Annotated in this window: 25 protein-coding genes and 1 riboswitch; of the genes, 14 read left to right on the top strand and 11 right to left on the bottom strand. The window is 71.6% G+C overall.

What is annotated here, in order from left to right; translation table 11 throughout:
* The first annotated feature begins 42 nt into the window (after positions 1 to 42).
* Positions 43 to 636, top strand: a complete 594-nt coding sequence (locus ACZ4NB_RS16120; protein WP_467662169.1) for a GlcG/HbpS family heme-binding protein — start codon at positions 43 to 45, stop codon at positions 634 to 636.
* A 464-nt stretch (positions 637 to 1,100) separates the two neighbouring features.
* Here ACZ4NB_RS16120 and map read toward each other — a convergent pair whose 3' ends face one another.
* Positions 1,101 to 1,868, bottom strand: coding sequence for a type I methionyl aminopeptidase (gene map, locus ACZ4NB_RS16115; protein WP_467661924.1), 768 nt, complete (start codon positions 1,866 to 1,868; stop codon positions 1,101 to 1,103).
* An 88-nt stretch (positions 1,869 to 1,956) separates the two neighbouring features.
* On the opposite strand from map, the gene ACZ4NB_RS16110 reads away from it, so the two are divergent.
* Positions 1,957 to 2,229 carry a helix-turn-helix domain-containing protein gene (locus ACZ4NB_RS16110; RefSeq protein WP_467661922.1) on the top strand — a complete coding sequence of 91 codons (273 nt, stop codon included), beginning with the start codon at positions 1,957 to 1,959 and terminating at the stop codon, positions 2,227 to 2,229.
* Between the two features lie 244 nt (positions 2,230 to 2,473).
* On the opposite strand, the gene ACZ4NB_RS16105 is transcribed toward ACZ4NB_RS16110, so the two are convergent.
* The gene (locus tag ACZ4NB_RS16105; RefSeq protein WP_393488317.1) at positions 2,474 to 3,049 is read right to left on the bottom strand and encodes a TerD family protein; all 576 of its coding nucleotides are present in this window, start codon (positions 3,047 to 3,049) and stop codon (positions 2,474 to 2,476) included.
* Positions 3,050 to 3,254: 205 nt separating this feature from the next.
* Between ACZ4NB_RS16105 and arfB the strand changes: the two genes are divergently transcribed.
* Complete coding sequence (gene arfB, locus ACZ4NB_RS16100; protein ID WP_399148637.1) at positions 3,255 to 3,683, top strand: alternative ribosome rescue aminoacyl-tRNA hydrolase ArfB; 429 nt, start codon at positions 3,255 to 3,257, stop codon at positions 3,681 to 3,683.
* 169 nt (positions 3,684 to 3,852) lie between these two features.
* Here the strand turns inward: arfB and ACZ4NB_RS16095 are convergent, their stop codons facing one another.
* A complete protein-coding gene (locus tag ACZ4NB_RS16095) occupies positions 3,853 to 4,467 on the bottom strand; it encodes a flavin reductase family protein (protein ID WP_467661920.1) in 615 nt (204 codons plus the stop codon).
* A 337-nt stretch (positions 4,468 to 4,804) separates the two neighbouring features.
* Here ACZ4NB_RS16095 and cdgB point away from each other — a divergent pair, with 337 nt between their 5' ends.
* The 3 genes from cdgB to ACZ4NB_RS16080 all read left to right on the top strand — a co-directional run bounded on the left by cdgB (position 4,805) and on the right by ACZ4NB_RS16080 (position 8,110).
* Positions 4,805 to 6,469: a diguanylate cyclase CdgB gene (gene cdgB, locus ACZ4NB_RS16090; RefSeq protein WP_467661918.1), complete on the top strand. Its 1,665-nt coding sequence runs from the start codon at positions 4,805 to 4,807 to the stop codon at positions 6,467 to 6,469.
* A 266-nt stretch (positions 6,470 to 6,735) separates the two neighbouring features.
* Positions 6,736 to 7,647, top strand: a complete 912-nt coding sequence (locus ACZ4NB_RS16085; protein ID WP_467661916.1) for a CBM35 domain-containing protein — start codon at positions 6,736 to 6,738, stop codon at positions 7,645 to 7,647.
* 127 nt (positions 7,648 to 7,774) lie between these two features.
* Positions 7,775 to 8,110, top strand: a complete 336-nt coding sequence (locus ACZ4NB_RS16080; protein ID WP_467661914.1) for a peptidase inhibitor family I36 protein — start codon at positions 7,775 to 7,777, stop codon at positions 8,108 to 8,110.
* 54 nt (positions 8,111 to 8,164) lie between these two features.
* On the opposite strand, the gene ACZ4NB_RS16075 is transcribed toward ACZ4NB_RS16080, so the two are convergent.
* The 3 genes from ACZ4NB_RS16075 to ACZ4NB_RS16065 form a co-directional block, all read right to left on the bottom strand.
* A complete protein-coding gene (locus tag ACZ4NB_RS16075) occupies positions 8,165 to 9,091 on the bottom strand; it encodes a 1-phosphofructokinase family hexose kinase (RefSeq protein WP_467661912.1) in 927 nt (308 codons plus the stop codon).
* A 197-nt stretch (positions 9,092 to 9,288) separates the two neighbouring features.
* Entirely contained in the window at positions 9,289 to 10,509 is a 1,221-nt protein-coding gene (nagA, locus tag ACZ4NB_RS16070) for an N-acetylglucosamine-6-phosphate deacetylase (protein ID WP_467661910.1), read from the bottom strand.
* Positions 10,509 to 11,465, bottom strand: a complete 957-nt coding sequence (locus ACZ4NB_RS16065) for an ROK family protein (protein ID WP_467661908.1) — start codon at positions 11,463 to 11,465, stop codon at positions 10,509 to 10,511. Before ACZ4NB_RS16065 ends, nagA begins: the two co-directional genes overlap by 1 nt.
* A 347-nt stretch (positions 11,466 to 11,812) precedes the next feature.
* On the opposite strand from ACZ4NB_RS16065, the gene ACZ4NB_RS16060 reads away from it, so the two are divergent.
* The 3 genes from ACZ4NB_RS16060 (at position 11,813) to otsB (ending at position 14,644) form a co-directional block, all read left to right on the top strand.
* Positions 11,813 to 13,081 carry an extracellular solute-binding protein gene (locus tag ACZ4NB_RS16060; protein WP_467661906.1) on the top strand — a complete coding sequence of 423 codons (1,269 nt, stop codon included), beginning with the start codon at positions 11,813 to 11,815 and terminating at the stop codon, positions 13,079 to 13,081.
* A 231-nt stretch (positions 13,082 to 13,312) separates the two neighbouring features.
* Positions 13,313 to 13,636 (top strand): DUF3263 domain-containing protein, encoded by a 324-nt coding sequence (locus ACZ4NB_RS16055; protein WP_467662167.1) that lies wholly within the window; start codon positions 13,313 to 13,315, stop codon positions 13,634 to 13,636.
* A 93-nt stretch (positions 13,637 to 13,729) separates the two neighbouring features.
* A complete protein-coding gene (gene otsB, locus ACZ4NB_RS16050; RefSeq protein ID WP_467661904.1) occupies positions 13,730 to 14,644 on the top strand; it encodes a trehalose-phosphatase in 915 nt (304 codons plus the stop codon).
* 211 nt (positions 14,645 to 14,855) lie between these two features.
* On the opposite strand, the gene ACZ4NB_RS16045 is transcribed toward otsB, so the two are convergent.
* The 3 genes from ACZ4NB_RS16045 to ACZ4NB_RS16035 all read right to left on the bottom strand — a co-directional run bounded on the left by ACZ4NB_RS16045 (position 14,856) and on the right by ACZ4NB_RS16035 (position 18,416).
* On the bottom strand, positions 14,856 to 15,725 hold the full coding sequence (locus tag ACZ4NB_RS16045) for a polysaccharide deacetylase family protein (RefSeq protein ID WP_467661902.1): 870 nt from the start codon (positions 15,723 to 15,725) through the stop codon (positions 14,856 to 14,858).
* Positions 15,726 to 15,971: 246 nt separating this feature from the next.
* Positions 15,972 to 17,411, bottom strand: coding sequence for an alpha,alpha-trehalose-phosphate synthase (UDP-forming) (locus tag ACZ4NB_RS16040; protein ID WP_467661900.1), 1,440 nt, complete (start codon positions 17,409 to 17,411; stop codon positions 15,972 to 15,974).
* A 48-nt stretch (positions 17,412 to 17,459) separates the two neighbouring features.
* The gene (locus ACZ4NB_RS16035; RefSeq protein ID WP_467661898.1) at positions 17,460 to 18,416 is read right to left on the bottom strand and encodes a glucosyl-3-phosphoglycerate synthase; all 957 of its coding nucleotides are present in this window, start codon (positions 18,414 to 18,416) and stop codon (positions 17,460 to 17,462) included.
* Positions 18,417 to 18,615: 199 nt separating this feature from the next.
* A riboswitch (SAM riboswitch) is annotated at positions 18,616 to 18,765 on the top strand.
* Between ACZ4NB_RS16035 and thrC the strand changes: the two genes are divergently transcribed.
* From thrC to groL, 4 genes are all read left to right on the top strand, one after another.
* Positions 18,759 to 20,075 (top strand): threonine synthase, encoded by a 1,317-nt coding sequence (gene thrC, locus ACZ4NB_RS16030; protein WP_467661896.1) that lies wholly within the window; start codon positions 18,759 to 18,761, stop codon positions 20,073 to 20,075. Its footprint overlaps the riboswitch before it by 7 nt.
* 58 nt (positions 20,076 to 20,133) lie before the next feature.
* The gene (locus ACZ4NB_RS16025) at positions 20,134 to 20,412 is read left to right on the top strand and encodes a MoaD/ThiS family protein (RefSeq protein WP_016578817.1); all 279 of its coding nucleotides are present in this window, start codon (positions 20,134 to 20,136) and stop codon (positions 20,410 to 20,412) included.
* A gap of 481 nt (positions 20,413 to 20,893) precedes the next feature.
* A complete protein-coding gene (locus tag ACZ4NB_RS16020; RefSeq protein WP_010035953.1) occupies positions 20,894 to 21,097 on the top strand; it encodes a cold-shock protein in 204 nt (67 codons plus the stop codon).
* Positions 21,098 to 21,486: 389 nt separating this feature from the next.
* Positions 21,487 to 23,109, top strand: a complete 1,623-nt coding sequence (gene groL, locus ACZ4NB_RS16015) for a chaperonin GroEL (protein ID WP_384424997.1) — start codon at positions 21,487 to 21,489, stop codon at positions 23,107 to 23,109.
* Between the two features lie 155 nt (positions 23,110 to 23,264).
* Here the strand turns inward: groL and ACZ4NB_RS16010 are convergent, their stop codons facing one another.
* Positions 23,265 to 23,582: a hypothetical protein gene (locus ACZ4NB_RS16010; RefSeq protein ID WP_467661894.1), complete on the bottom strand. Its 318-nt coding sequence runs from the start codon at positions 23,580 to 23,582 to the stop codon at positions 23,265 to 23,267.
* Positions 23,579 to 24,004: a hypothetical protein gene (locus tag ACZ4NB_RS16005; protein ID WP_467661892.1), complete on the bottom strand. Its 426-nt coding sequence runs from the start codon at positions 24,002 to 24,004 to the stop codon at positions 23,579 to 23,581. Before ACZ4NB_RS16005 ends, ACZ4NB_RS16010 begins: the two co-directional genes overlap by 4 nt.
* Positions 24,005 to 24,286: 282 nt before the next feature.
* Between ACZ4NB_RS16005 and ACZ4NB_RS16000 the strand changes: the two genes are divergently transcribed.
* The gene (locus ACZ4NB_RS16000) at positions 24,287 to 24,739 is read left to right on the top strand and encodes a hypothetical protein (RefSeq protein WP_467661890.1); all 453 of its coding nucleotides are present in this window, start codon (positions 24,287 to 24,289) and stop codon (positions 24,737 to 24,739) included.
* The last annotated feature ends 2 nt before the right edge of the window (positions 24,740 to 24,741 follow it).

Raw genomic sequence — 24,741 nt, 5'->3', positions numbered from 1 at the left:
CCGCCCGACGATGAGGACATGACTGACAACGCCACCACCCAGATGACCGACGCTCCCGCCTCCTCCAAGGCCCCGGCCGGCAAGAAGCTGTCCCCGCGCGCCCGTATCGCCACCGGTGCCGTCGCGCTCGCCCTGCTCGGCGCGGGCACCTTCGGCGCCGTCTCCGCGACCGCCGCCCCCGCGCGGGCCACCGCCACCACCGCTGCCGCCGCCACCGTCGACGAGAGCCTCACCCGCACCAGCACCCACCTCACGCTCGGCGCCGCCACCCGGGCCGCCCGGGCCGCCGTGGACGCCGCGAAGAAGGGCGGCCATGCCGTCTCGGTCGCCGTCGTGGACCGCAACGGCGACACCATCGTCGAGCTGCGGGGCGACGGCGCCGGGCCGCAGTCGTACGAGTCGGCCGCGCGCAAGGCGTTCACCGCGGTCTCCTGGAACGCCCCGACCTCGGAGCTGGTCAAGCGGCTGGAGCAGGCACCCACGCTCAAGGACATCCCCGGCACGCTCTTCCTCGCCGGCGGCACCCCGGTCCAGGCCGAGGGCGCCCCGATCGCGGGCATCGGCGTCGCGGGCGCCCCGAGCGGAGCCCTCGACGAGCAGTACGCCAAGGCCGGCGCGGACGCGCTCGCCAAGTAGCGGCAGCCACCCGGGGACGCCCGGAGACGCCCCGTAGGGCGGGGTCGAACGCTTCCCGTAGGGGTTGCGAGCGCCCCCTGCGGGGCCACAACGGGCCGGGGCGGGGGAGGTATTCCCGACGAGGTGGGGCGGGCCGGGCCGGGCCGCGCAGGGCCGCGCAGGGCCTGGCCAGGGTCCGCAGTCGAGGCCCGGAGCCGAGACCCGGAGCCGAGGGGCCGGGCTTGGAGCCCAGTCCAGGTCCAAGCTCAGGCCCAGGTCCAAGCTCAGGCCCAGGCCCAGGCCCAGGCCCAGGCCCAGGCCCAGGCCCAGGTCCAAGCTCAGGCCCAGGCCCAAGCTCAGGACCAGGCCCCGGCCCAAGCTCAGGGCCAGAACCCGGCCCCAGGCCGTGTCGAGGGCCTGGGCTCCGGTCCGAGGCCGCAGCTGGAGCTGGAACCGCGGCCGTAGCTGGAGCTGGAACCGCGCCCCTACGGCAGCGTCAGCACCCGCGGTCCCTCGTGCGTCACCGCCACCGTGTGCTCGAAGTGGGCGGCGCGGCTGCCGTCCACCGTGCGCAGCGTCCAGCCGTCGCCGTCCGCGCGGTAGTCGTTCGTGCCGCCGGACAGGAACATCGGCTCGATGGCGATGACCAGGCCGTGGCGCAGGACGAGGCCCCGGCCCGGGCGGCCGTCGTTGGGGACCGCCGGGTCCTCGTGCATCCGGCGGCCGATGCCGTGGCCGCCGAAGTCCTCGGGAATGCCGTAGCCGGCGGCGCGCCCGACGCTGCCGATCGCATGCGCGACATCGCCGATCCGGGCGCCGACCACGGCCGCCGCGATGCCCGCCTCCAGCGCCCGCCGGGTGGTGTCCATCAGCCTCCGGTCCTCGGGGCGCTCGGCGCCGACCGTGAAGCTGACGGCCGCGTCGCCCGCCCAGCCATCCACGATGGCGCCGCAGTCGATGCTCACCAGGTCGCCGTCGCGCAGCCGCGAGGCGTCCGGGATGCCGTGCACGATCGCGTCGTTGACGGAGGCGCAGATCACGGCCGGGAACGGGGTGGGGGCGAAGGACGGGCGGTAGCCGAGGAACGGCGAGGTGGCGCCGGCCTCGTGCAGGACCGTACGGGCGACCTCGTCCAGCTCCCGCAGCCGCACCCCGGGGGCGGCGGCCGCGCGCACCGCGGCCAGTGCGTCGGCGACCACCCGGCCGGTCACCCGCATCGCGTCGAGTGCGGCATCCGTCTTGATTTCCACCATCCGTACGACCTCCCCAGCGCCGGCGCCGCCATCGACGCAGGCGTTATTTCTTTACCGGTATTTCTTTACCGGTATTAGTATCACGGGCATGGTGCGAACTCCACTGACCCCCTGGGAACGTGAACGCGGTGAACGGCTCGGCGCGCTGCTGCGTACGGCGCGCGGCGCGCGCAGCATGGTCGAGGTCGCGGCGGCGGCGGGGCTGTCCGCCGAGACGCTGCGGAAGATCGAGACCGGCCGGGCGCCCACGCCGGCGTTCTTCACCGTCGCCGCGCTGGCCGGCACGCTCGGACTGTCGCTGGACGAGGTGGCCGTGCTGGCCACACCTCCCGAAGCGGACCCCGAGGATGCGGTCGCCTGACCCGCCCCCCGGAAACGCACGAAGGGTCCGCCCCCGGGAACGCACGAAGGGCCGGTCCCCCCAAGGGGACCGGCCCTGCAAGCCCTCGTGCGCCTACGTGCCGATGGCGCCTACGTTCCTATGGACGCCTGGGCGCCTATAACGCTCACGCGCCCGCGTCCAGAACACTCACGCTCACGCACACGCACCCATAATGCTCACGCTCAGGCGCGTCTCGGCCGCTCGCGCTGTTGCCTCGGCTGCCTCAGACGTTCACGCCGAAGTCCTGCGCGATGCCGACGAGGCCCGACGCGTAACCCTGGCCCACGGCGCGGAACTTCCACTCCGCGCCGTTGCGGTACAGCTCGCCGAAGACCATGGCGGTCTCGGTGGCCGCGTCCTCGCTGAGGTCGTAGCGGGCGATCTCGGCGCCGCCGGCCTGGTTGATGATGCGGATGAAGGCGTTCCGCACCTGGCCGAAGTTCTGGCTGCGGTTCTCGGCGTCGTAGATCGAGACCGGGAAGACGATCTTGTCGATGTCGGCCGGCAGGCCCGCCAGGTTGACGTTGATCTGCTCGTCGTCGCCCTCGCCCTGGCCGGTGACGTTGTCGCCCGTGTGGACGATCGACTGGTCCGGCGTGGACTTGTTGTTGAAGAAGACGAAGTGCTGGTCCGAGAAGACCTTGCCGCTCGGGTTGACCGCGATCGCGCTGGCGTCGAGGTCGAAGTCCGTGCCGGTGGTGGTGCGGACGTCCCAGCCGAGGCCGACCGTGACGGCGGTCAGGCCCGGTGCCTCCTTGGTGAGGGAGACGTTGCCGCCCTTGGACAGGCTTACAGCCATGGGGATGTCCCTTTCCTTGTCAACGCGTCGATTCGTCGGGCTCCGTACTGCGCACGAAGCTACCGTCACTCACCACAACGCCGTGAGGGGACCACGAGGTTCCAGCTGTCTTTACTCTCTTTGCCGAATCCTGATGCCGAACGCCCCTGCGGGCTGCCCGTAAAGAGGGTGACGAGGCCCCTCGGCCCGGGGGATCATAGGACGCATGTCCGGGCCCTATGTCATCCGCGGTTCGGTCGTCCTTCCAGAGGCCGAGCTCGTATGGCGTTTCTCGCGGTCCTCCGGTCCGGGCGGCCAGCACGTCAACACCAGCGACAGCCAGGTCGAGCTGCGCTTCGACCTGGTCAAGACGCAGGCGCTGCCGCCGGTGTGGAAGGAGCGCGCCCTGGAGCGGCTGGCCGGCCGGCTGATCGACGGCGTGCTGTCCGTACGTGCCTCCGAGCACCGCTCCCAGTGGCGCAACCGCGAGACCGCGGCCGTCCGGCTCGCCGCGCTGCTGGCGCAGGCCACCGCGCCACCGCCCGCGCCGCGCCGCAAGTCGCGGATCCCACGGGGCATCAACGAGCGCCGGCTGCGCGAGAAGAAGCAGCGCGGCGACACCAAGCGCGGCCGCTCGGGCCGTGACTGGGGCTGAGCCACCGGGCGAACCCGAAGTCGGACCACCGGGCGAACCCGGAGTCGGACCACCGGGCGGACCGGGAATCGGACCACCGGGCGAACCCGGAGTCGGACACCGGCCCCCGGAGCACCCCGCTCCCAGCCGGCCGGCCGGCCGGCCCGCCCCGCCCGGCCCCGCGTCCCGCTCACCCCAACTGCCGGTACTTCCCCCGGAAGTACGTCAGCGGCCCGTCGTCCTCATTGGGGACCGACGTCGCCAGCACGCGCCCGATGACCAGTGTGTGATCGCCGGCCACCACCCGCTGCTCGGTGCGGCACTCCAGCGTCGCCAGCGCGCCGCCGACGAGCGGGGCGCCGGACGCTTCGCCCCTTACGTGTGCGATGTCCTCGAAGAGCAGTCGGTCGCTGATGCGGCCCTTCATCGCGAATCGTCCGGCAATCTGCCGCTGGTGCCCCGACAGCACCGACACGGCCCACAGCGGCTGCACCGCCAGCAGGTCGTCCATCCGTGAGTCGTTGCGAACGCTCACCATCACCAGGGGCGGGTCGAGGGAGACGGACAGGAACGCCGTGGCGGTCATGCCGACGTCCTCGCCGCGCGGCCCGTCGTCCGGGTCGTGGGCGGTGATCAGCACCACGCCGGCGGCGAGGCGGGACAGGGCGGCACGGAACTCGTCGTCACTCACCCCAACAGAATGCGGGATCGGCGCGCCGCCCGGCACGGATGTCGGGGCGACGGCGGGTGTGGCAGGGGCCGCGGGCCCGGTGGCAGGTGCATCGGCGGGGGTTTTCGTGAACACGCCATGAACGCTAACGTCCCCCCGCGCCGGACCGCATCGGGCCCGGGGACCACTCGCGTCCTAGGTCCGACGACGGAGTCTTCCGGGGTGCGGGCGCCCGGAAGTCCGTGAAGCCCGGAATTTGCGTTCAGAAAGTGTAGAAATAGTGAACGCGGACTCGAATAATGGGGGCGCCGAAGATCGCCAAAGGCCGCTCACGCTCTGTGACTTGAGTCACAGCGGGCGCTAATTGTTGACCCTGTGTACCGAGTGAACAGCTCACTGTGATTCAGTGAGCGAGGAATCGGACGACGAAGAATCGTGGAGTTTGCTGTCGAGGTCTCAGGGAGAGCGAGCGATGGAGACCGAGTCGGAGCCATACGTCCGTCTTGCGACCCTGCGGCAGCTGCACCAAGTGGTCGCCGAGCTGAACACCGCACGCAGCCTTGCGGACACCTTGCAGACCGTCGCCGACGGCGCGCTCAACGGCCTCGGCTACGAGCTGTCCGCGGTCAACCTCGTCCGCCCCGACGGTGACCTCGTCGTCGCCGCCGTCGCCGGCAGCGCGGGCGCCGAAGCCCTGATGGCCGGACGGGTCGGCTCCCGGGCCTCCTGGGACCGCCGACTGTCCATGGGCGAGCGCTGGGGCGACCTGTGCTTCATCCCGTACACCGAGGGCTGGGTGCTGGACGACGACGACGTCCCCCAGTGGCACACCGCCGGCCCCGCACCCCGCTTCCCCGACGAGTGGCACCCCATGGACCGCCTCTTCGCGCCCATGTACACCGCCGGCAACGGCGGCGGCGAACTGCTCGGAGTGATCTCCGTCGACCGCCCGCGCAACGGCCGCCGCCCCGGCCCCTGGGGCCAGGAAGCCCTCCAGATGTACGCCTTCCAGTCCGCCATCGCCATCAGCAACGCCCGGCTCCGGGCGAACATGCAGCGCGCCCTGGTCCGGCTGGAGCGCGAGCAGCAGGCCCTGCGCGCCAGCGAGGAAAGCTTCCGGCAGGCCTTCGAGTACGCACCCAGCGGCATGGCCGTCGCCGAAATGGGCGGCGACCAGCACGGACGGCTGCTGCGCACCAACGACGCACTGTGCCGGCTGCTCGGCCGCACCGCCTCCGGCCTGCGCCGCTGCTCCTTCTCCGACCTCGTCCACCCCGAGGACATCGGCACCCTGCTGCGCACCTCCGCCGAAGGCGGCCGCGCCGAACTGCGACTCGCCCGCCGCGACGGCACCTACGTCTGGGTCTCGCTGCGCAACTCCGTCGTCGCCGACACCGCCGACGGCCCCCGCTACCTCCTCACCCACGTCGAGGACATCGAGGAGCGCAAGCGCCACGAGCTCCAGCTCGCCCACCGCGCCAGCCACGACTCGCTGACCGGGCTGCCCAACAGCGCCGAACTGCGCGCCCGGCTCGGCGCCCGGCTGTGCTCGCGCCCACCGGGCTCGATGGCCGACGCCTACGCCTCCGTCGGCCACCCCAGCGACCCGCACGGCTTCCGCGCCGACGGCAACGAGCCCTTCGACGGCATCGACGGCTTCGAAGGCAAGGCCCCCGTCCCCCTCGACCACCACATCCACCTCATCGCCCCCGCCGACGGACCGGCCGACGACGGCTCCAAGGGACTCGCCGTCCTCTTCTGCGACCTCGACGGCTTCAAGTCGATCAACGACCGCTTCGGGCACAACACCGGCGACGCCGTCCTCATCGAGGTCGCCCGCCGGCTGACCAGCGGCGTCCGCGACGGCGACACCGTCGCCCGGCTCGGCGGCGACGAGTTCGTGGTGCTCGCCGACGGCCTGGGCACCGCCGACGCCGCCGACCTCGCGGTCCGCCTGCGCAACGCCATCATCCCGCCCATCCGCGTCGAGGGCCGGGCCGTCCGCGTCGGCGCCAGCTTCGGCATCGGCTGGGCCGCCTGCGGAATGACGGCCGAGGAAGTACTGGAATCCGCCGACCAGCGGATGTACGTCGAAAAACGCTCCCGCTCCAAGGCCAACCGGCGGGCCGCCGGCTGACCCGGCCGCCCGCCGCGGCCGCACGGATGCCGCGCATCTCACATCCGCCGCCCGCCGGCCACCGCACCAGCAGCTCACCGATCTGTTCACCGATCTGTAGCGATCTTGTGGCCCTCCGAAGCCGGTGTGGCCCGGCCATGACGGGGTAGGCTGCGCCGATGCGGCGCGGCGCCGCCGGGGGCCCCGAAGACACAGCGCGCAGAGACCTCTGCGCACGCGTACCAACGCGTACACGACGCGCACAGATCGCTTGGGAGTGACACGGAATGACGGCCGGCAACAACGGCGCGGACACGCCGGAGAACGACGACCCGTTCGCCTACCTCTACCGCTCGGAAGGCGGCCAGGACGGCGCACCGGGCTCGGCGGGCGACGGCGCGGCGGCCCGGCAGCCGGGGGTTCCGCGCACGTCCTACAACCAGGTGCGCGCCGTGGGCCAGCGCCAGTACGGCCAGCAGGCCCAGCAGCAGGTCACCTACGGGCAGCAGAACGCCAGCTACGCCGCGCCCGAGACCCTCCCCGGCGGCGAACGCACCCGCACCGCCCCGGCCCCCGTCCGCGGCGGCCACGAACCGCGCCGCCGCAACGGCCTGCTCGTCGGCGCCGTCGCCGTCGTCGCGGTGGTGTGCATAGGCATCGGCGTCGCGATGCTCACCAACAACGCCGGCGACAAGAAATCCGGCAACGCCGGCAAGCCGGGACCCACGGCCGCCGAGAGCGTCAAGCCCGACAAGCCCACCAGCAAGCCCAAGCCCGGCGAACTCCCCAAGGAGGACGCCGGCAGCCTGCGGCTCGACGGCGGCGCGACGACCGCCAAGGACGTCGAGGGCGCCCGCTCAGGGGGCGGCTTGTACGTCGGCGGTTTCAACCAGGTCGGGGCGAAGGTCAAGTGGACCGTGGATGTGCCAGACGACGGCGATTTTCGGCTGTATGTGCGCTACAGCGTCCCAGGAGAGGACGCCAACGCCACGCTCTTGGTCAACGGTAAGTCGAACAGCCAGCCGCTGGGTTTGAAGAACTTCATCCACTCCCCGCAGGGCGACTGGAAGAAGGGCTGGCAGTCCACTTGGGCCCCGATCACCCTGAACAAGGGCACCAACACTGTCGAGATCGCCTGCGGACCGGGCAATCAGTGCAACGCCATCCTGGATCAGGTGTGGCTGGCGGGCGCCAAGTAGTAGCCGGAGATCACTACTTCCGCACGTCGGCTGAAAAGGCCCGTTGTCCCGTGTATCGCGTCGCCGATGCCATCTTGATCAAGTGGAATGGAGTGGCGCCAGCCCACTTAGCCTGAGGAGATCACCGATGAAGATGCGTTCGATAGCCCTGACCGGTGCCGCATTACTGGCTACGCTGCCGCTCACCGCAGGAACAGCCGACGCCGCTCCCAGGTGCTCGACGACCTTGCTCTGCGGTTGGACACAGCCGAACTTCGGAGGTCGTGCGCTGAACTTGAACAACCCCACGCCGGGGTGCGACGGATTTAGCGGCGGCGACGCCCGGTCGGTGTCCAACCAGACGAGGCACCGGGTGACCTTTTACAGCGACACCGGATGCTACGGCAAGCGCTTCGATCTGACCTTCGGCCACTACTCGGCCAAGACCCCGTGGCCGGTCAAGAGCGTCGCCGTCTGGGGATGACGCCGTCGCGGCCGGGCTTCCGCACCGAGACGGCATGCCCGGCCGCCCCACCCTTCACGCCACCGCCGGACGATCCGTCACCACCACGCCCGCCAGCAGCTCTTCATAGGTCGAGGCGTCGAACTCGCCCGCCGCCGGGGCCCGTACGGTCGCGGCCGACAGCGCCACCGCCCGCGTCAGACGGTCCGGCCACGGCAACTCCTCCACCAGACCGGACAGCAGACCGGCCACCGCCGAATCACCGGCGCCGGTGGGATTGCCCGCGAACCGCCGCGGCGGCGCGGCCTGCCAGACGCCGTCCGCGGTGACCGCCAGCATGCCGTCCGCACCCAGCGAGGCCGCCACCGCATGCGCGCCGCGGCGCCGGGCGTCACGGGCCGCCCGCAGCGGCTCGGTGCTGCCGGTCAGCGCCGCCAGCTCATCGGCGTTGGGCTTGGCCAGATCCGGCCGGGCCGCCAGCCCCCGGCGCAGCGGCTCACCACTGGTGTCCAGGAGCACCGGCACGCCCGCGGTCCGCGCGGCACGGGTGAGACGGGCATAGACATCGACCGGGACACCCGGCGGGAGACTGCCGCACAGCGCCACCGCCCGCGCCTCGCCCAGCAGTTCGCGATAGGTGCCCAGGAAGGCGGCCCACTCGGCCGGCGAGACCGTCGGCCCCGGCTCGTTGAGCTGGGTGGTGTCCCCGGTCGCCGCGTCGACGACGGCGACGGTGCGGCGGGTGGCGCCGCCGACCGGGACCAGCGCGTCGGTGACCTCCGTCTCCGCCAGCAGCGCCCGCAGCGCCTCCCCCGTCCCGCCGCCCGCGAAGCCGGTGGCGACCGTACGGTGGCCGAGCGCGGCCAGCACACGGGCGACGTTCAGGCCCTTGCCACCGGGGCGCTCGGACACCTCGGTGACGCGATGGGTGCTGTGCGGACGGAGCCGGGGCACGCGGTAGGTGATGTCCAGGGCGGCGTTCAGCGTGACCGTGAGGATCATGGTCCCCCCTCCGGGCAGTCATGGCCGGGCGGCCGTGAGCGGGCGACCGCACTCGGCGGTGGCATGCGGACAAGTGCGCGAGCGATCATGCCATCGCCGACGGGGGTTGGCCCAGACCCGGGGTAACCCCCGTGCGGTCACCGACTACCAGCGAGGGGCGGCACCCTGCGTAGCCGCCCTGGTGCCGCCGCGGAGCCTCACACCCCCCGCGGGCGCACCACCCACTCGCCCCGCCGCATGACACCCACCACGTCGTACGCCGCATCGAGCACCACCAGATCGGCGTCCTTGCCGGCCTCCAGCGAACCGGCCCGGTCACCGATGCCCAGCAGCCGGGCCGGGTTCGCCGACAGCGCCTGCACCGCCTGCTCCACCGTCAGACCGTCGACGGTGACCGCCCGCCGGAACGCCCGGTCCAAGGTGAGCGTGGAACCCGCGATCGAACCCGCCGTGGGACCCTCGCTGATCCGCGCCACACCGTCCCTGACCTCCACCCGCATCGGGCCCAGCGGATACATCCCGTCGCTCATCCCCGCCGCGCCCATGGCGTCCGTGATGAACGCGACCCGCCCGGCCCCCGCGTCGCGGAAGGCCAGTTGGAGCATCGCGGGGTGCAGATGGGTGCCGTCGTTGATGAGCTCGACGGTGATCCGCTCGTCCTCCAGGAGCGCGGCGACCGGACCCGGCGCCCGGTGGCCGAGCGGCGGCATCGCGTTGAACAGGTGGGTGGCGACCGTGGCGCCCGCGTCGACGGCCTGCCGGGTCGCCTCGTAGGAGGAGTCGGTGTGGCCGATCGCGGCGATCACCCCGGCCTCGGCGAGCAGCCGCACCGAATCCAGACCGCCGGGCAGCTCGGGCGCGACGGTCATCATCACCGCCGTGCCGCGCGCGGCGTCGACCAGCCGCCGCACCTCGGCCGGATCCGGATCGCGCAGCAGCCCCGGCTGGTGGGCGCCGCAGCGGTGCGGGGAGATGAACGGGCCCTCGAAGTGGATACCGGCCAGCTCGCCCTGCTCGACAAGCTCGGCCAGCACCCCCGCCTGCCGGGCGAGTTCACCCAGCTCACCGGTGACGGTGGAGGCCAGCATCGAGGTGGTGCCGTGCCGCCGGTGCGTCTCGATCACCGTCAGGCACTCGTCGGGGTCGGCGGACGAGAAGGAACCACCGCCTCCGCCGTGGACGTGCATATCGACGAAACCGGGGACGACGAGGTGCCCCGAAAGGTCCACGACGTCCGCGCCGCCCGCCTCCCACTCGGCGTCCCGGTCGCTGCCGCGGCTGTGGACACCGGCGATCCGGCCGCCCTCGACGAGGATCCGGCCGCTGTCGACCACACCGGACGGCCGGGCGATCCGGGCACCGGCCAGGGTGGTGCGGGACGTGCCCGCAGCCGGCTGCGCGGACTGTTGCTGTGCCATCAGGCGGTTACCTCCGTGGAGAGAAGATCCCAGGCGAGGAGCCCCGCGCCCAGGCACCCGGCGGCGTCCCCCAGGGCCGCCGGAACGATCGAGGGAAGCCGCTGGAACGTCACGCGCCGGCGGACCGCTTCCCGCAGAGGGACGAACAGCGTGTCGCCCGCCTCGGCGAGCCCGCCCCCGATGATCACCGTCCGCGGGTCGAGCAGGGTGAGCCCGGTCACCAGACCGTCGGCCAGCGCGTCCACCGCGTCCTGCCACACGGCACGGGCACGGGCGTCACCGGACTCCACGGCCTTCGCCGCGTCCGCCGCACTCGCCCCCGGATCACCGCAGACCGCCGCCCAGTCCCGGCCCACCGCGGCCGCCGACGCCAGCGTCTCCAGGCAGCCGCGCTGCCCGCAGCCGCAGACCCGCCCCCCGGGCCGTACGACGATGTGGCCGATCTCGCCCGCGCTGCCGTGCGCACCGGCCTCGATCCGGCCGCCGATGCCGATGGCGCCCGCGATGCCGGTGCCCAGCGGGACGAACAGGAAGCGGTCGGCGTCCCGGCCGGCGCCGATCCGGCCCTCGGCCAGCCCGCCGGTGCGCACATCGTGGCCGAGGGCCACCGGCACCTCGCCGAGCCGCTCTGACAGCAGTGCCCGCAGCGGTACGTCCCGCCAGCCGAGGTTCGCGGCGTAGACGGCCGTGCCGGACCGCTCGTCGACGATGCCGGGGACGGCGACGCCGGCGGCCTCGGCGGTGGCGCCGAAGCGTGCCGTGCCGATGTCGCGCAGCTCGGCGGCGAAGCCGAGGATGGCCTCGACGACCGCCTCGGGGCCGTGCTCGCGGCCGGTGGGGCGCCGCGCCTCGTACAGCAGGGCGGGCGGCGCCCCCTTCGACGGTGCGGTGTCCACCCCCACGAGGGCGGCCTTCATGCCGGTGCCGCCCACATCAAGGGCGATGACGTGTCTCACGGGAACAGTTTCGCGCGATCCGCCCTGAAAGGTCTAGTCCACTCACCGGGGATCGCGAAGAGAACCGCGGCAGTCCGGCGGCGCGAGCGGTGGCGGGAGCGGCGGTCGTAGCGGTGGCCGGAACAGCGGTGGGAACGGCCGAGGAAACGGCAACGGAAAGACCGTGGGAACAGCGGGGGAAAGACTGTGGGAACCCGATACCGGAGCCGGACGGCCGGTGGTGTAGACCTTGAGGGGAACGCGGGAAGATTTCGCTGTTCACGCCGGTCGAGGGCGATCCCCCAGGCGGCGTTGCCACACACCCGGCAAGCACATCATTTCGGGCACGGACAAGGGCGGTAACAGCGGTGCAGCGGCGGTACTTGAGCTTGGCGGCGGCGACGGTCGCCACCACCATGGCGCTGACTCTCACCGGCTGCGGCAGCGGCTCGGGCGACGGCGACGTCACCCTCAAGCTGATCGCGGCGGACTACGGGGACAGCGAGGCCAACAGCTCCCAGAACTACTGGGACGAGCTCGCCCGCGCCTTCGAGAAGAAGAACCCCGGCATCAAGGTCGACGTCGACGTCTACAGCTGGACCGACGTCGACAAGAAGGTCGAGGACCTCGTCAAGGACGGCCACGCGCCGGACCTCGCCCAGATCGGCGCGTACGCCGACTACGCCGCCGCCGACAAGCTCTACCGCGCCGACCAGCTGCTGTCCGTCTCCACCGAGGCCGACTTCGCCCCCTCCCTCGCGGAGGCCGGCGAATACCAGCGCGTCCAGTACGGCCTGCCCTTCGGCGCCAGCACCCGGCGGCTGTTCTACAACAAGAAGCTGTTCGCCAAGGCCGGCATCGCCAACCCGCCGCAGTCCTGGAGCGACATAGCCCGCGACGCCCAGCTGCTGAAGGCGCACGGCGTGAAGATGCCCTACGCGCTGCCGCTCGGCCCCGAGGAGACCCAGGCCGAGACGCTGATGTGGATGCTCAGCGGGGGCGGCGGCTACACCGACAGCATCGGCAAGTACACCATCGATTCGCCGGAGAACATCAAGACCTTCAACTGGCTGAAGGACGACCTCGTCGGCAAGGGCCTGACCGGCACCGACCCCGCCCAGCTCAACCGCGAGGACGCCTTCCAGGGCTTCGCCGACGGCGAGGTCGGCATGCTCAACGGCCACCCCACCCTGATGAAGCAGGCCGAGGCCAAGGGCATCGACTACGGCACCGTCGAACTGCCCGGCGTCAACGGCAAGGCCAAGGCCACCATGGGCGTCGCCGACTGGATGATGGCCTTCAAGCAGAACGGCCACCGCGCGCAGGTCGGCAAGTTCCTCGACTTCGTCTACAGCGACAAGAACGTCGTGAAGTTCTCCGGCGAGTACGGTCTGCTGCCGGTCACCACCTCCGCCTCCGAGGCGATGCTCGCCGACGACAAGTACGCCAAGCTGCACGGCTTCCTCAAGCAGCTGGCCACCGCCGAGTTCTACCCGGCGAACAAGACCTCCTGGCCCCTGGTCTCCAAGACCGTCAAGGCCAAGATGGGCGCCGCCGTCGGCCCGAAGGGCAACCCCGCCGGCGTCCTCACCGACATCCAGAACACGGCGGACGCGGCGGACAACGCGGCGGGGTGACGGGTGACGGGTGATCGGTGGCGGGCGACAAGCGCTGCGGAGGCAGGAGGCGGGGGCGCTGTCCGACCATGCGCTTATCGTGGAAACGTGATGACGAGCGGTACGGGGGACACCACGGCGGACAGCGGTACGACGGCCGGCGGTACGGAGGACATGCGCGGGGCGAGCGGAGCAGACGGGCCGGAAGCCGACGACGCAGAAGCCGGCGGCGCGGCGGGCCGCGCGGATCGCGTGGATCGTGCGGATGCCGCGGACGGTGCGGACGCCGACGACGGTGCGGCCGCCGACGACCGTGCGGCCGCCGGGCAATCCGTAGGCGACGAAGGCGCATCGGGGCTCTCCGCCCGGGACGAGGCCGTGCTCGCCGTGGAGCGCCGCTCGTGGCCGGGCCCCGGCCCCAAGGAACGAGCCATCCGTGAGCGGCTCGGCATATCCCCGACCCGCTACTACCAGCTCCTCAACGCACTGCTGGACGACCCCCGTGCGCTGGCCCACGACCCCGTCACCATCAACCGCCTGCGCCGCGTACGCGAAGCCCGCCGCGCCCGCCGCTGACGACGCGGGGCGCGGCCGGGCGATCTCCAATCCACCGGCGCGATGCGCCCGTACACCCACCGTGCGCCGGTCCCGCGCCGGTAGGGTCGGCGCATGGGCAGCTCCCCGAACGCCGCGCCGCACTCAGAGCCGTCACCCGAACCCGAGCGTGCGCCCGGCTCCGTGCCGACACCGCACACGCCTGCCGGCCGCGACGGCCTCGCCGCGCTGCTGGCCCACCCCGAACGCGCCGTCATCGCCCTGGACTTCGACGGCACCCTCGCCGACATCGTCCCCGACCCGGAGAAGGCCCGCGCCCATGGCGGCGCCGTCGCAGCCCTCGGTCGCCTCGTGCCCCGGCTGCGCGCGGCCGCGGTGATCACCGGCCGTCCGGCCGCCGTCGCGGTCCGCCTCGGCGGTTTCGACTCCGTACCCGGCCTGGACCACCTCACCGTCCTGGGCCACTACGGCGTCGAGCGCTGGGAGGCGGCCACCGGCACCGTCCACGCTCCCGCCCCGCACCCCGGCGTCGCCGCCATACAGGCCGAACTCCCCGGCGTACTGGACGCCTCCGGTGTCTGGCACGGCACCTGGGTCGAGACCGCCATCGAGCGCAAGGGCGGTCAGGCCATCGCCGTCCACACCCGCCGCGCCGACGATCCCCAGGGCGTCTTCGACCGACTGCGCGCCCCGCTCGCCGCGCTCGCCGAACGGCACGGCCTGATCGTCGAGCCGGGGCGTTTTGTCCTGGAGCTGCGGCCCCCGGGCATGGACAAGGGCGTGGCCCTCGCCGAATGGGTCCGTGAAACCGGCGCGTCGACCGTCCTCTACGCCGGCGACGACCTCGGCGACCTCGCGGCCTTCGCCGCCGTCGACAAGCTCCGCTCCGACGGCCTGGCAGGCGTCCTGGTCTGCAGCGGCAGCGCCGAGGTGACCGAACTCGCCGACCGCGCCGACCTGGTGGTCGACGGCCCTGCCGGGGTGGTGGAACTGCTCGGTGCTCTGGCGGATCGCCTCGCCGTGAACTGAGCGTTCAGTCTGAGGGTTCGGCCTGAGGGTTTGGACCGGGTGTTTGGACTGAGCGTTTGGACTGGGTGTCGGGGTGAGCGTTCGGCCTGAGGGTTCGGGCTGGGTGTCTCGACCGACGGTTCGGCCTCGGGGTTCGGGGCCGTCGTGCGCGGTCCGTCATGCGGGGCAGGCGACCGCCCCGTCTACGACGCCCCGCTTACGACGCCCCCGCCTACGACGCCGGCGCCCCCGTCCCCCCATAGTGTGCGGCGATCTCGTCGCTGGTGGTCAGCCATACGCCGGGGTGGTTGGCGATGTGGGTGAGGGCCTGGTCCAGGTACTTGTGGCGGAACGGCTGGCCGATGACGAACGGGTGCAGGGCCAGGGACATCACCCGGCCGCTGTCCGCCGCGTCCTCGTGGAGCTGGTCTAGCTGGTCCTTGACGATCTGCACGAAGTCCGGCCCGGTCAGGCCCTTGCTGACGAACAGGCCGATGTCGTTGAGCTCGACGGAGTACGGCACGCTCAGCATCCCTGGCACGTTCAGCCGGTACGGCTGGTCGTCGTTGGTCCAGTCCAGTACGTAGTCCAGCCCGAGTTCGGCGAGCAGCTCCGGAGTGCGGAAGGTCTCGGTGAGCGCCGGCCCCATCCAGCCGCGCGGCCGTCGGCCGGTGGTCCGCTCGATGCTGGTGATCACCTCCGTCAGGTAGGCGCGTTCCTCGTCGGGGGTCATGTCGGCCTGGAAGGTGGAGTTGTTCTTGCCGTGGGCGAGCCACACCCAGTCGCGGGCCCGGCCCGCTTCGACGATCTGCGGATAGCGTTCACCGGCGTCGGAGTTGAGCAGCACGCTGGCGCGGATCCGGTGGCGGTCGAGGCTCTCGATCAGCCGCCAGATGCCGACCCGGGGGCCGTAGTCGCGCCAGCCGTAGTTCAGCGGGTCCGGGGTCAGTTCGGCGGTGCCCGGGAAGGTGCTCGTCGACGGGCGGTCGATCCGGTAGTGCTCGATGTTCAGGCCCACGTAGAAGGCGACGCGGGCGCCGCCGGGCCATCGGATCGGTGCGCGATCGACTATCGGGCTGTAGTCGTAGAGCTCGTTTTCCATGGGCCGGTCATCAGGCCGGTCGTCGGGCCGGTCATCGGGCCGGTCATCCAGGAACTGGTCGTTCATCGCTCTTGCCCTGCCTCTTTCGGGTGCGTACTGGTGGCGTTGCTTCCTGGTACGCAGCCTCGAACCTTCACATTGATGTGAAGCTCAAGAGGGGGAGGGGTGACGCCGGTCACAGGCCCTGGTGGGTCGTCTGGAGGGAGGCCCCGCGGCGGCCGGCTGGGAGCCCGCCCGCCCCCCGCCTCAGCCCCCCAGCGCCCGCAGTTGCTTGAGGAACCACTGGGCCGGTGGCAGTGCGGTGGCGGCCGCGGCCAGGCGGGCCGTTCGCTCGCCGCGTTCCCCGGGGTCCATCGAGAGCGCCTCGTGCAGCGCCCGCGCCGTACCGTTGACGTCGTACGGGTTGACGGTCAGGGCGTGGCCGCCCAGCTCCTCGTGCGCGCCGGCCTCCCGCGACAGCACCAGTGCGCAGCCCTGCTCGGACACCACCGGGATCTCCTTGGCGACGAGGTTCATCCCGTCCCGGATCGGGTTCACCAGTGCCACGTCCGCCAGCCGGTAGGCGGCCAGCGACCGCGCGAAGTCGTCCTTCACATGCAGGACGACCGGGCGCCAAGTGTCCGTGCCGTACTCGGCGTTGATCTCCTCGGAGAGCCGGCCGACCGCCGCCGTGTACTCCCGGTAGACGGCCAGGTCCTGGCGCGAGGGGTAGGCGAAGGCGAGGTGCACGACGCGTTCGCGCCAGGACGGCTCCTCCGCCAGCAGCTGCCGGTAGGCCAGCAGGCCGCGGACGATGTTCTTCGACAGCTCGGTGCGGTCCACTCGGACGATGGTCTTGCGCGCCGTCCCGTCGGGCCCGGTGCCGACCTGCTCGCGCAGGGTGGCCAGCCGCTCCTCGACGTCCGCCCGCCGCGACCGCTCCAGCAGGAAGTCGGCGTCCGCCCCGAGCCCGTACGCGCCGATCCGGGTGCCCCCGGTGCCGCCGGTGACCTCGGCGCAGCACGCGGTGAACGCGTCCGCCCAGCGGTGGGTGAGGAACCCCAGCTGGTCGGCGCCCAGCATGCCCTGGAGCAGCTGCCGCGCGATCTCGTCCGGCAGCATCCGGAAGTAGTCCGGCGGCGCCCACGGCGTGTGGGAGAAGTGCGCGATGCGCACGTCGGGCCGCAGCGCCCGCAGCATCCCCGGCACCAGCGCCAGGTGGTAGTCCTGCACCAGCACGGCCGCCCCCTCGGCGGCCTCGTCGGCCAGTGCGCGGGCGAAGGCGCGGTTGTAGGTCTCGTACGCGCCCCACTGCTGCCGGAACCCGGCGTCGAAGGCCGGCTCCAGCGGCGTCTGGTAGAGCATGTGGTGGACGAACCACAGCACCGAGTTCGCGATGCCGTTGTAGGCGTCGGCGTGCACCTGGGACGGGATGTCCAGCATGCGGACGCGCTGTCCGCCGGTGTCCTCCGGCGCCAGGGCGCCCCCGGTCCGGCGTACGGCCTCGCGGTCCCCGTCACCGAGTGCCGCGCACACCCACACCGCGTCGGTGTCGGGGCCGATGGCCGACAGTCCGGACACCAGCCCGCCCCCGCCCCGCTTGGCGCCGAGCGCCCCGTCCTCCCCCACCGTGTACGACACCGGCCCGCGATTGGACGCGACGAGAACCTCGGCACCTGCCCGGACCGCACTGCGCTCGGAGACCATGTCGCGACATTAACCCGCCGCAGAACCGCGCAAACGTACGGACACGGGTCAGGCCGCCCGCCGCGCCGCGTACTCCGGTATTTCGGCCATGGGCGGCCGCTCCTCGGTGTCCACGTCCGTGGTGCGGGGGACGAAGCCCTCCTCGCGGCGGTCGAATTGGGTGAGCCGGGGACGCACCAGGTGGCCGCGGGCGAGGCGGAGCTGGGCGGTGCGGTAGATGGCGGCCGCCATCCGGCCGAGGGCCTGGCCGCCCTGGTGGCGGTGCCTGCGTACGCCGACGTCCACCTGGGCGAGCGCGTCGAGGCCGACGGTGTGCAGGGCGTCGACGAGCAGGCCGAGCTCGACGCCGTAGCCGACCGGGAAGGGCAGGCGCTCCAGCAGCGAGCGCCGGGCCGCGTACTCGCCGCCCAGCGGCTGGACGAAGCCGGCCAGCTGCGGCCAGTGGAGGTTCAGCAGCGGGCGGGCGACCAGTTCGGTGACCCGTCCGCCCTGCTCGCCGGGGCGGCCGCCGGTCTCCAGGGGGCGGTCGTACATCGCCTTGACGAAGTGGATGTCGGGGTCGGTCAGCAGCGGGCCGACGATGCCGGAGACGAAGGTGGCGGAGAACTCCCGCAGGTCGGCGTCGACGAAGCAGATGATGTCGCCGTTGGTGACCAGCAGTGAGCGCCACAGGACCTCGCCCTTGCCGGGCAGCGCGGGCAGCCGGGGCAGGACGGTGTCGCGGTGGACGACCCGGGCGCCGGCCGCGGCCGCGACCTCGGCCGTGCGGTCGCTGGACCCGGAGTCCAGCACCACCAGCTCGTCGACCAGGGGGACGGCGCCGCACATCAGCTCGGCGCGGATCGCGGCCACGATCGCGCCGACCGTGGCCTCCTCGTTCAGCGCGGGCAGCACGACGCTGACCGTACGGCCCGTCTGGCGCTTGGCCTCCAGCAGCTGCTCCAGCGGACGGTCCGCGGCGGACCAGGAGCGGCTGCTCAGCCAGCGCTCCACCTCTTCCAGCACGTCTACGACTCCTCGGTGGCCGCCGGTGCCGCGACCGGTCGGCAATCCCTCGTGTGGGCCATTTCTGTGATCCATCTCGCGGTTCGGACGACTATCTCAACTGTCAGTGCCTTCGGTTACAGTCTTGAACAACGCGGATGACCGTCGCATGTCGGGGTCGCCGCGCCACAAACGCCTGGGTTTCGGCCCAGCGCCATACCGCTCATCCAGAGGGGCAGAGGGATACGGCCCGTTGAAGCCCCGGCAACCCTCCAGCCGGTCTCCGTCGCGATCATCGCGCGCGAGGCTCCCGGCTAGGGAAGGTGCCAAATCCGTCTCATGGCGAGATGCGCCATGAGGAAGATGAGGAGAAAGGGCCTCGCCTCCATGGCTGTGTACAGCACCGAAGTCACCGAAAACGCCTCTTCCGTCGCTCTGGGTCCCGCCGTCGCGCTGTCCTGCCGCGAGTGCGGTGAGCGCTTCGACCTCGGGCCGCTCTTCGCCTGTTCGACGTGTTTCGGGCCGCTGGAGGTGGCGTACGAGCTGCCGAGCGGCGACCCCGAGGCGCTGCGCAAGCAGATCGAGGCCGGTCCGGACAACATCTGGCGCTACGCCCCGCTGCTGCCCGTCCCCGCCGACGTGGCGGACAAGCCGAATCTGAACCCCGGCGGCACCAAGCTCGTCAAGGCCGACCGGCTCGCCGCCGAGCTGGGCGTCACCGGCGCCCTCTACGTCAAGGACGACTCCGGCAACCCGACGCACTCCTTCAAGGACCGGGTCGTCGCGATCGCCGTCGAGGCCGCCCGCGCCTTCGGCTTCACGACGCTGTCCTGCTCCTCCACGGGCAACCTCGCCGGCGCGGTCGGCGCCGCGGCCCGCCGCGCCGGCTTCAAGTCCTGCGTGTTCATCCCGCACGACCTGGAGGCCGGCAAGGTCGTCATGGCCGCGGTCTACGGCGGCGACCTGGTCGGCATCGAGGGCAACTACGACGACGTCAACCGCTTCTGCTCGGAACTCATCGGCGATCCGCTGGGCGAGGGCTGGGGCTTCGTCAACGTCAACCTCCGCCCCTATTACGGCGAGGGCTCCAAGACGCTGGCGTACGAGATCTGCGAGCAGCTGGGCTGGCGGCTCCCGGACCAGATCGTCATCCCCGTCGCGTCCGGCTCGCAGCTGACGAAGATCGACAAGGGGCTCAAGGAGCTGATCGCCCTCGGGCTGGTCGAGGACCGGCCGTACCGGATCTTCGGTGCCCAGGCGGAGGGCTGCTCGCCGGTGTCGACGGCCTTCAAGGCCGGGCACGACGTGGTGCGCCCGCAGAAGCCGAACACCATCGCCAAGTCGCTGGCGATCGGCAATCCGGCCGACGGTCCGTATGTGCTCGACATCGCGCGCCGTACGGGCGGTGCGGTGGAGCACGTCAACGACGAGCAGGTCGTGGACGCGATCAAGCTGCTGGCCCGGACGGAGGGGATCTTCGCGGAGACCGCGGGCGGGGTGACCGTCGGCGTCACCAGGAAGCTGATCGAGGACGGTGTGCTCGACCCGTCCCTGACCACCGTCGTCCTCAACACGGGTGACGGCCTCAAGACGCTTGACGCCGTCGCGCCGACCTCCGGGCCCACGGCCACGATCCGCCCGAGTCTGGACGCGTTCCGCGACGCCGGCCTGGCAGGCTGACGCCACGGCTCCACGCACCCGTACCCGTACTCCCCAACCTGTCCGGAAGGCAGAACCCATGAGCGTCAAGGTCCGCATCCCCACCATCCTCCGTACGTACACCGGTGGTGAGGCCGAGGTCACCGCCGAGGGCGCGACCCTCTCCGAGGTGATCGCCGACCTGGAGAAGAACCACCAGGGCATCGCGGCCCGTGTACTGGACGACGCCGGCAAGCTGCGCCGCTTCGTGAACGTCTACGTCAACGACGACGATGTGCGCTTCGAGCAGGGCTTGGAGACGCCGACGCCGGACGGTGCGGGCGTCTCCATCATCCCGGCGGTCGCCGGCGGCTGCTGAGAACTCGCCCGGTGGCCGTGGATCGGTCTCCACCGATGGGCCACCAGGGGGCGCTAATTTGCGCCATCTCTTCACCTACTTGACCGGAATTGCCCCGTCCGTTGAAATCGGACGGGGCAATTCCGCTTAGTGAAAGGGGATACCATTGTGGTGATCCCCGTTCCGGATAACTCCGCGCACGTGCCGAACGCATAGGAAACCGCGGAGAGTTGTGCTCAAAGTGTGTGCGGCATTTGTCGCTTACGTGCGCTATGCCCGGCCCGACTTGCCCCGGAGAAACGGGATTTCATCGCATATTGCCGATTCTCCGGCGCCAGAATTCTCGTCCGATTGACCTGTTGCGCTGGGCATCGGTGCAGATACATTCAGCGGCGGTCGACGCGTTCCGGCGCACACCCCACGGGCCATTTCGCGGGGTGAGGTCTGACCCGGGTCCGCGGAGTGCGGTCCTGCGCAAGGGCCAGTAATAGGGGAGTTAGGCATGGCTCAGGGCACCGTCAAGTGGTTCAACGCGGAGAAGGGGTACGGCTTCATCGCGGTCGACGGTGGTGCGGATGTATTCGTCCACTACAGCGCGATTCAGATGGACGGCTACCGCACCCTTGAGGAGGGCCAGCGGGTCGAGTTCGAGATCTCGCAGGGCCAGAAGGGGCCGCAGGCGGACATGGTCAGGGTGAGCGCCTGAGGCGCGGGCCGACTGCAGCGTAGAGAGGGCCCGTACCCCGTCGAGGGGTACGGGCCTTCTGCCTGCCCTCCCGGCGACGGGGCCTGAGCCCCCGTCGCCTGCCGCCGCTCCGCACCGCGCGGTGCCCTGCCGGTGCCCGCCGGACGGCTCGCGCCCGCCCGCCGCACACCCGCCGCCCCTCGGTGACCCGTCCAGGTGGCTTGCACTCGCCCTGCCCGAGTGCTAATCATTGGCGTTAGCACTCTCCGAGTGAGAGTGACAGAACTTGGATCGGGCCGGTGAGGTCCGGACGCCGGGTGGGGCAAGGAACCACACGGCGCACGGACCGTCCGTCGCGGGCACGGGTGCCGATCCGGAGAAATCCACCCCGTCCGGGAGGACCACTTCACATGGCCAAGATCATCGCGTTCGACGAGGAGGCACGGCGCGGTCTCGAGCGCGGGATGAACCAGCTCGCCGACGCCGTCAAGGTCACCCTCGGCCCCAAGGGCCGCAACGTCGTCCTCGAGAAGAAGTGGGGCGCCCCCACGATCACCAACGATGGTGTCTCCATCGCCAAGGAGATCGAGCTCGAGGACCCGTACGAGAAGATCGGCGCCGAGCTGGTCAAGGAGGTCGCGAAGAAGACGGACGACGTCGCCGGTGACGGCACGACGACCGCGACCGTCCTGGCCCAGGCCCTGGTCCGCGAGGGCCTGCGCAACGTCGCCGCCGGTGCCAACCCGATGGCCCTCAAGCGCGGTATCGAGAAGGCCGTCGAGGCCGTCTCCGCCGCCCTGCTGGAGCAGGCCAAGGACGTGGAGACCAAGGAGCAGATCGCTTCGACCGCCTCCATCTCCGCCGCCGACACCCAGATCGGCGAGCTGATCGCCGAGGCCATGGACAAGGTCGGCAAGGAAGGCGTCATCACCGTCGAGGAGTCCCAGACCTTCGGTCTGGAGCTGGAGCTCACCGAGGGTATGCGCTTCGACAAGGGCTACATCTCGGCGTACTTCGCCACCGACATGGAGCGTATGGAGGCGTCGCTCGACGACCCGTACATCCTGATCGTCAACTCCAAGATCGGCAACGTGAAGGACCTGCTGCCGCTCCTGGAGAAGGTCATGCAGTCCGGCAAGCCGCTGCTGATCATCGCCGAGGACGTCGAGGGCGAGGCCCTGTCGACCCTGGTCGTCAACAAGATCCGCGGCACCTTCAAGTCCGTCGCCGTCAAGGCCCCGGGCTTCGGTGACCGCCGCAAGGCCATGCTCGGCGACATCGCCATCCTCACCGGTGGCACCGTCATCTCCGAGGAGGTCGGCCTCAAGCTGGAGAACGCCGGTCTCGACCTGCTCGGCCGCGCCCGCAAGGTCGTCATCACCAAGGACGAGACCACCATCGTCGACGGTGCCGGCGACAGCGACCAGGTCCAGGGCCGCGTCAACCAGATCCGCGCCGAGATCGAGAACTCGGACAGCGACTACGACCGCGAGAAGCTGCAGGAGCGCCTGGCGAAGCTCGCCGGCGGTGTTGCGGTCATCAAGGCCGGTGCCGCGACCGAGGTCGAGCTCAAGGAGCGCAAGCACCGCATCGAGGACGCCGTTCGCAACGCGAAGGCGGCCGTCGAGGAGGGCATCGTCGCCGGCGGTGGCGTCGCCCTGCTCCAGGCCTCCCAGGTCTTCGAGAAGCTGGAGCTGGACGGCGACGAGGCCACCGGTGCCGCCGCTGTGAAGCTGGCCCTGGAGGCCCCGCTGAAGCAGATCTCCGTCAACGCCGGCCTTGAGGGCGGCGTCGTCGTGGAGAAGGTGCGCAACCTGACCCCGGGTCACGGCCTGAACGCCGCGACCGGCGAGTACGTCGACCTGGTCGCCGAGGGCATCATCGACCCGGCCAAGGTCACCCGCTCCGCGCTGCAGAACGCCGCCTCCATCGCGGCGCTGTTCCTCACCACCGAGGCCGTCATCGCCGACAAGCCGGAGAAGGCCGCCGCGGCCGCTCCGGGCGGCATGCCGGGCGGTGACATGGACTTCTGATCCCTCACGGATCGGAACGCTGATCCTCCCGGATCACACGTCCGCACATACGTCGGGGCGGCACCCTCCTCCCAGGGGGTGCCGCCCCGACGGCGTTGCGGTACGGGTGCGCGGGCCTGCCGTCCGGTCAGGTGGGGGCCCCGCTCACCGGCCCCTCACCGGGCGTCCTCGGCCACGTCGGCATCGGCGCCGTCCGCCGCCTTCTCGGCGTCCCGGACCTTCTTCGCCATCTCGGCCTCCTCGGCCTCCTCGGCGGCTGAGCCGGCTGAGCTGGACGAGTCGGACGAGCTGGATCGGCTGGACGAGCCGGACGAGCTGGATGAGCCGGATGGGCTGGACGATCCCTGTGGTGCCGGGGACGACGAGGACGCCCGGCCGGAGTCCTGCGAACAGCCGGTGGCCGCCAGCATCGGTACCGCCACCGCCACCGCCGCCGTCAGCAGCAGCGCGATCCGCCGGGACCGTCGCCTCATGAGCCGCTGCCGCCCTTGGCGTCGTCCTCCTTCGCGCACCAGGCCGAGACGGCCTTGAGGTCACGCAGCCTGCGGGTGAGGTCGGGCTTCAGCTCCTTACGGTGGGTGAGCCGGTCCTGGAGGAACGTGGCCACCGCGTCGTGGTTCCTGGCGCGGGCCTTCTCCACCCGCTCCGCCATCCGCGCGATCGAACCGCGGGTGTGCGCATCGCCGTCGAGCCGGTCGAGCGCCTTGCCGATGCGCTTCTCGATCCGCGGCACCCGCGAGCAGAGGCCCTTGCCCCCGCCGCCGGACCGCGAGGTCGTCGCCGTGGGCGCCGGGCTGTCGTCCGCCGCGTTCGCCGGCCCCGCCGTGGCCAGCAGGGAACCGGTGAGGGCGAAGGCGGCCAGAACTCCTGCCACGGCGCTCTTGGGACGCTGCATGGTGGTGCTCCCTTCCAGGAACGAATCGGTTTCCACAGATGGTCGGACCCGGCCGCATCCGGCCTCATCGGGAGGCGCAGCGGCCGCGGGCCCAGAACGTAGGGGCCTTCTTTGTGGGGACCTTGTGACCCGGTCGGCGGCACAAGGAATCCACAAGGAGAGTCCTTACGCTCCGGGCCAGTCGAGCGTCAGCGCCCGCCCGCTTCAGCGGCGGCGCCGGCGCCGGCGCACGCAACGAGTCGTCGAACCCCGGGAGACACAGTGGACCGCGGTGGTTGCCTCATGCCGGACGAGCCCTCCCGTACGGGTACGGGCTCCGCCACCCTCACCGCCCTCGGGCCCCATGCCCTGCGGCTGCCCCTGAGCGGCTGGCTGCTGCGCCTCGCGCGGGGCTCCGAGGGCCGCCCGGCGCTGGAGGTGCACAACGGGGCCGGACTGGTCGACGTGTCCGTGGTGAGCACGCTGTGCTTCTCCCCGCTCAGGGGCGGCCGGCACGGCGGCCGGGCGGCGACGCGCTGGTCGCTGGCGTGGGGGCAGCTGCCGCCCGGTGCCGACGTCGTCGAGGCGTCCTTCCGGGGCTGGCGGCGCAGCCTGTGCGTCCAGGCGCTCACGCTCGGCGACGCGTTCTGGGTCGCCGAGGTCGGCGAGCGGTTCCGCTCGGTGACGTGCTCCGCGGGCACGACCCGGACGACCACGCGGGTGGCCAGGGAGCCCCGGCACCAGCAGGGGTGGTGAGG

This window comes from Streptomyces sp. NPDC026575 (assembly GCF_055567415.1).
This window is presented reverse-complemented; position numbering and strand designations above follow the sequence as displayed.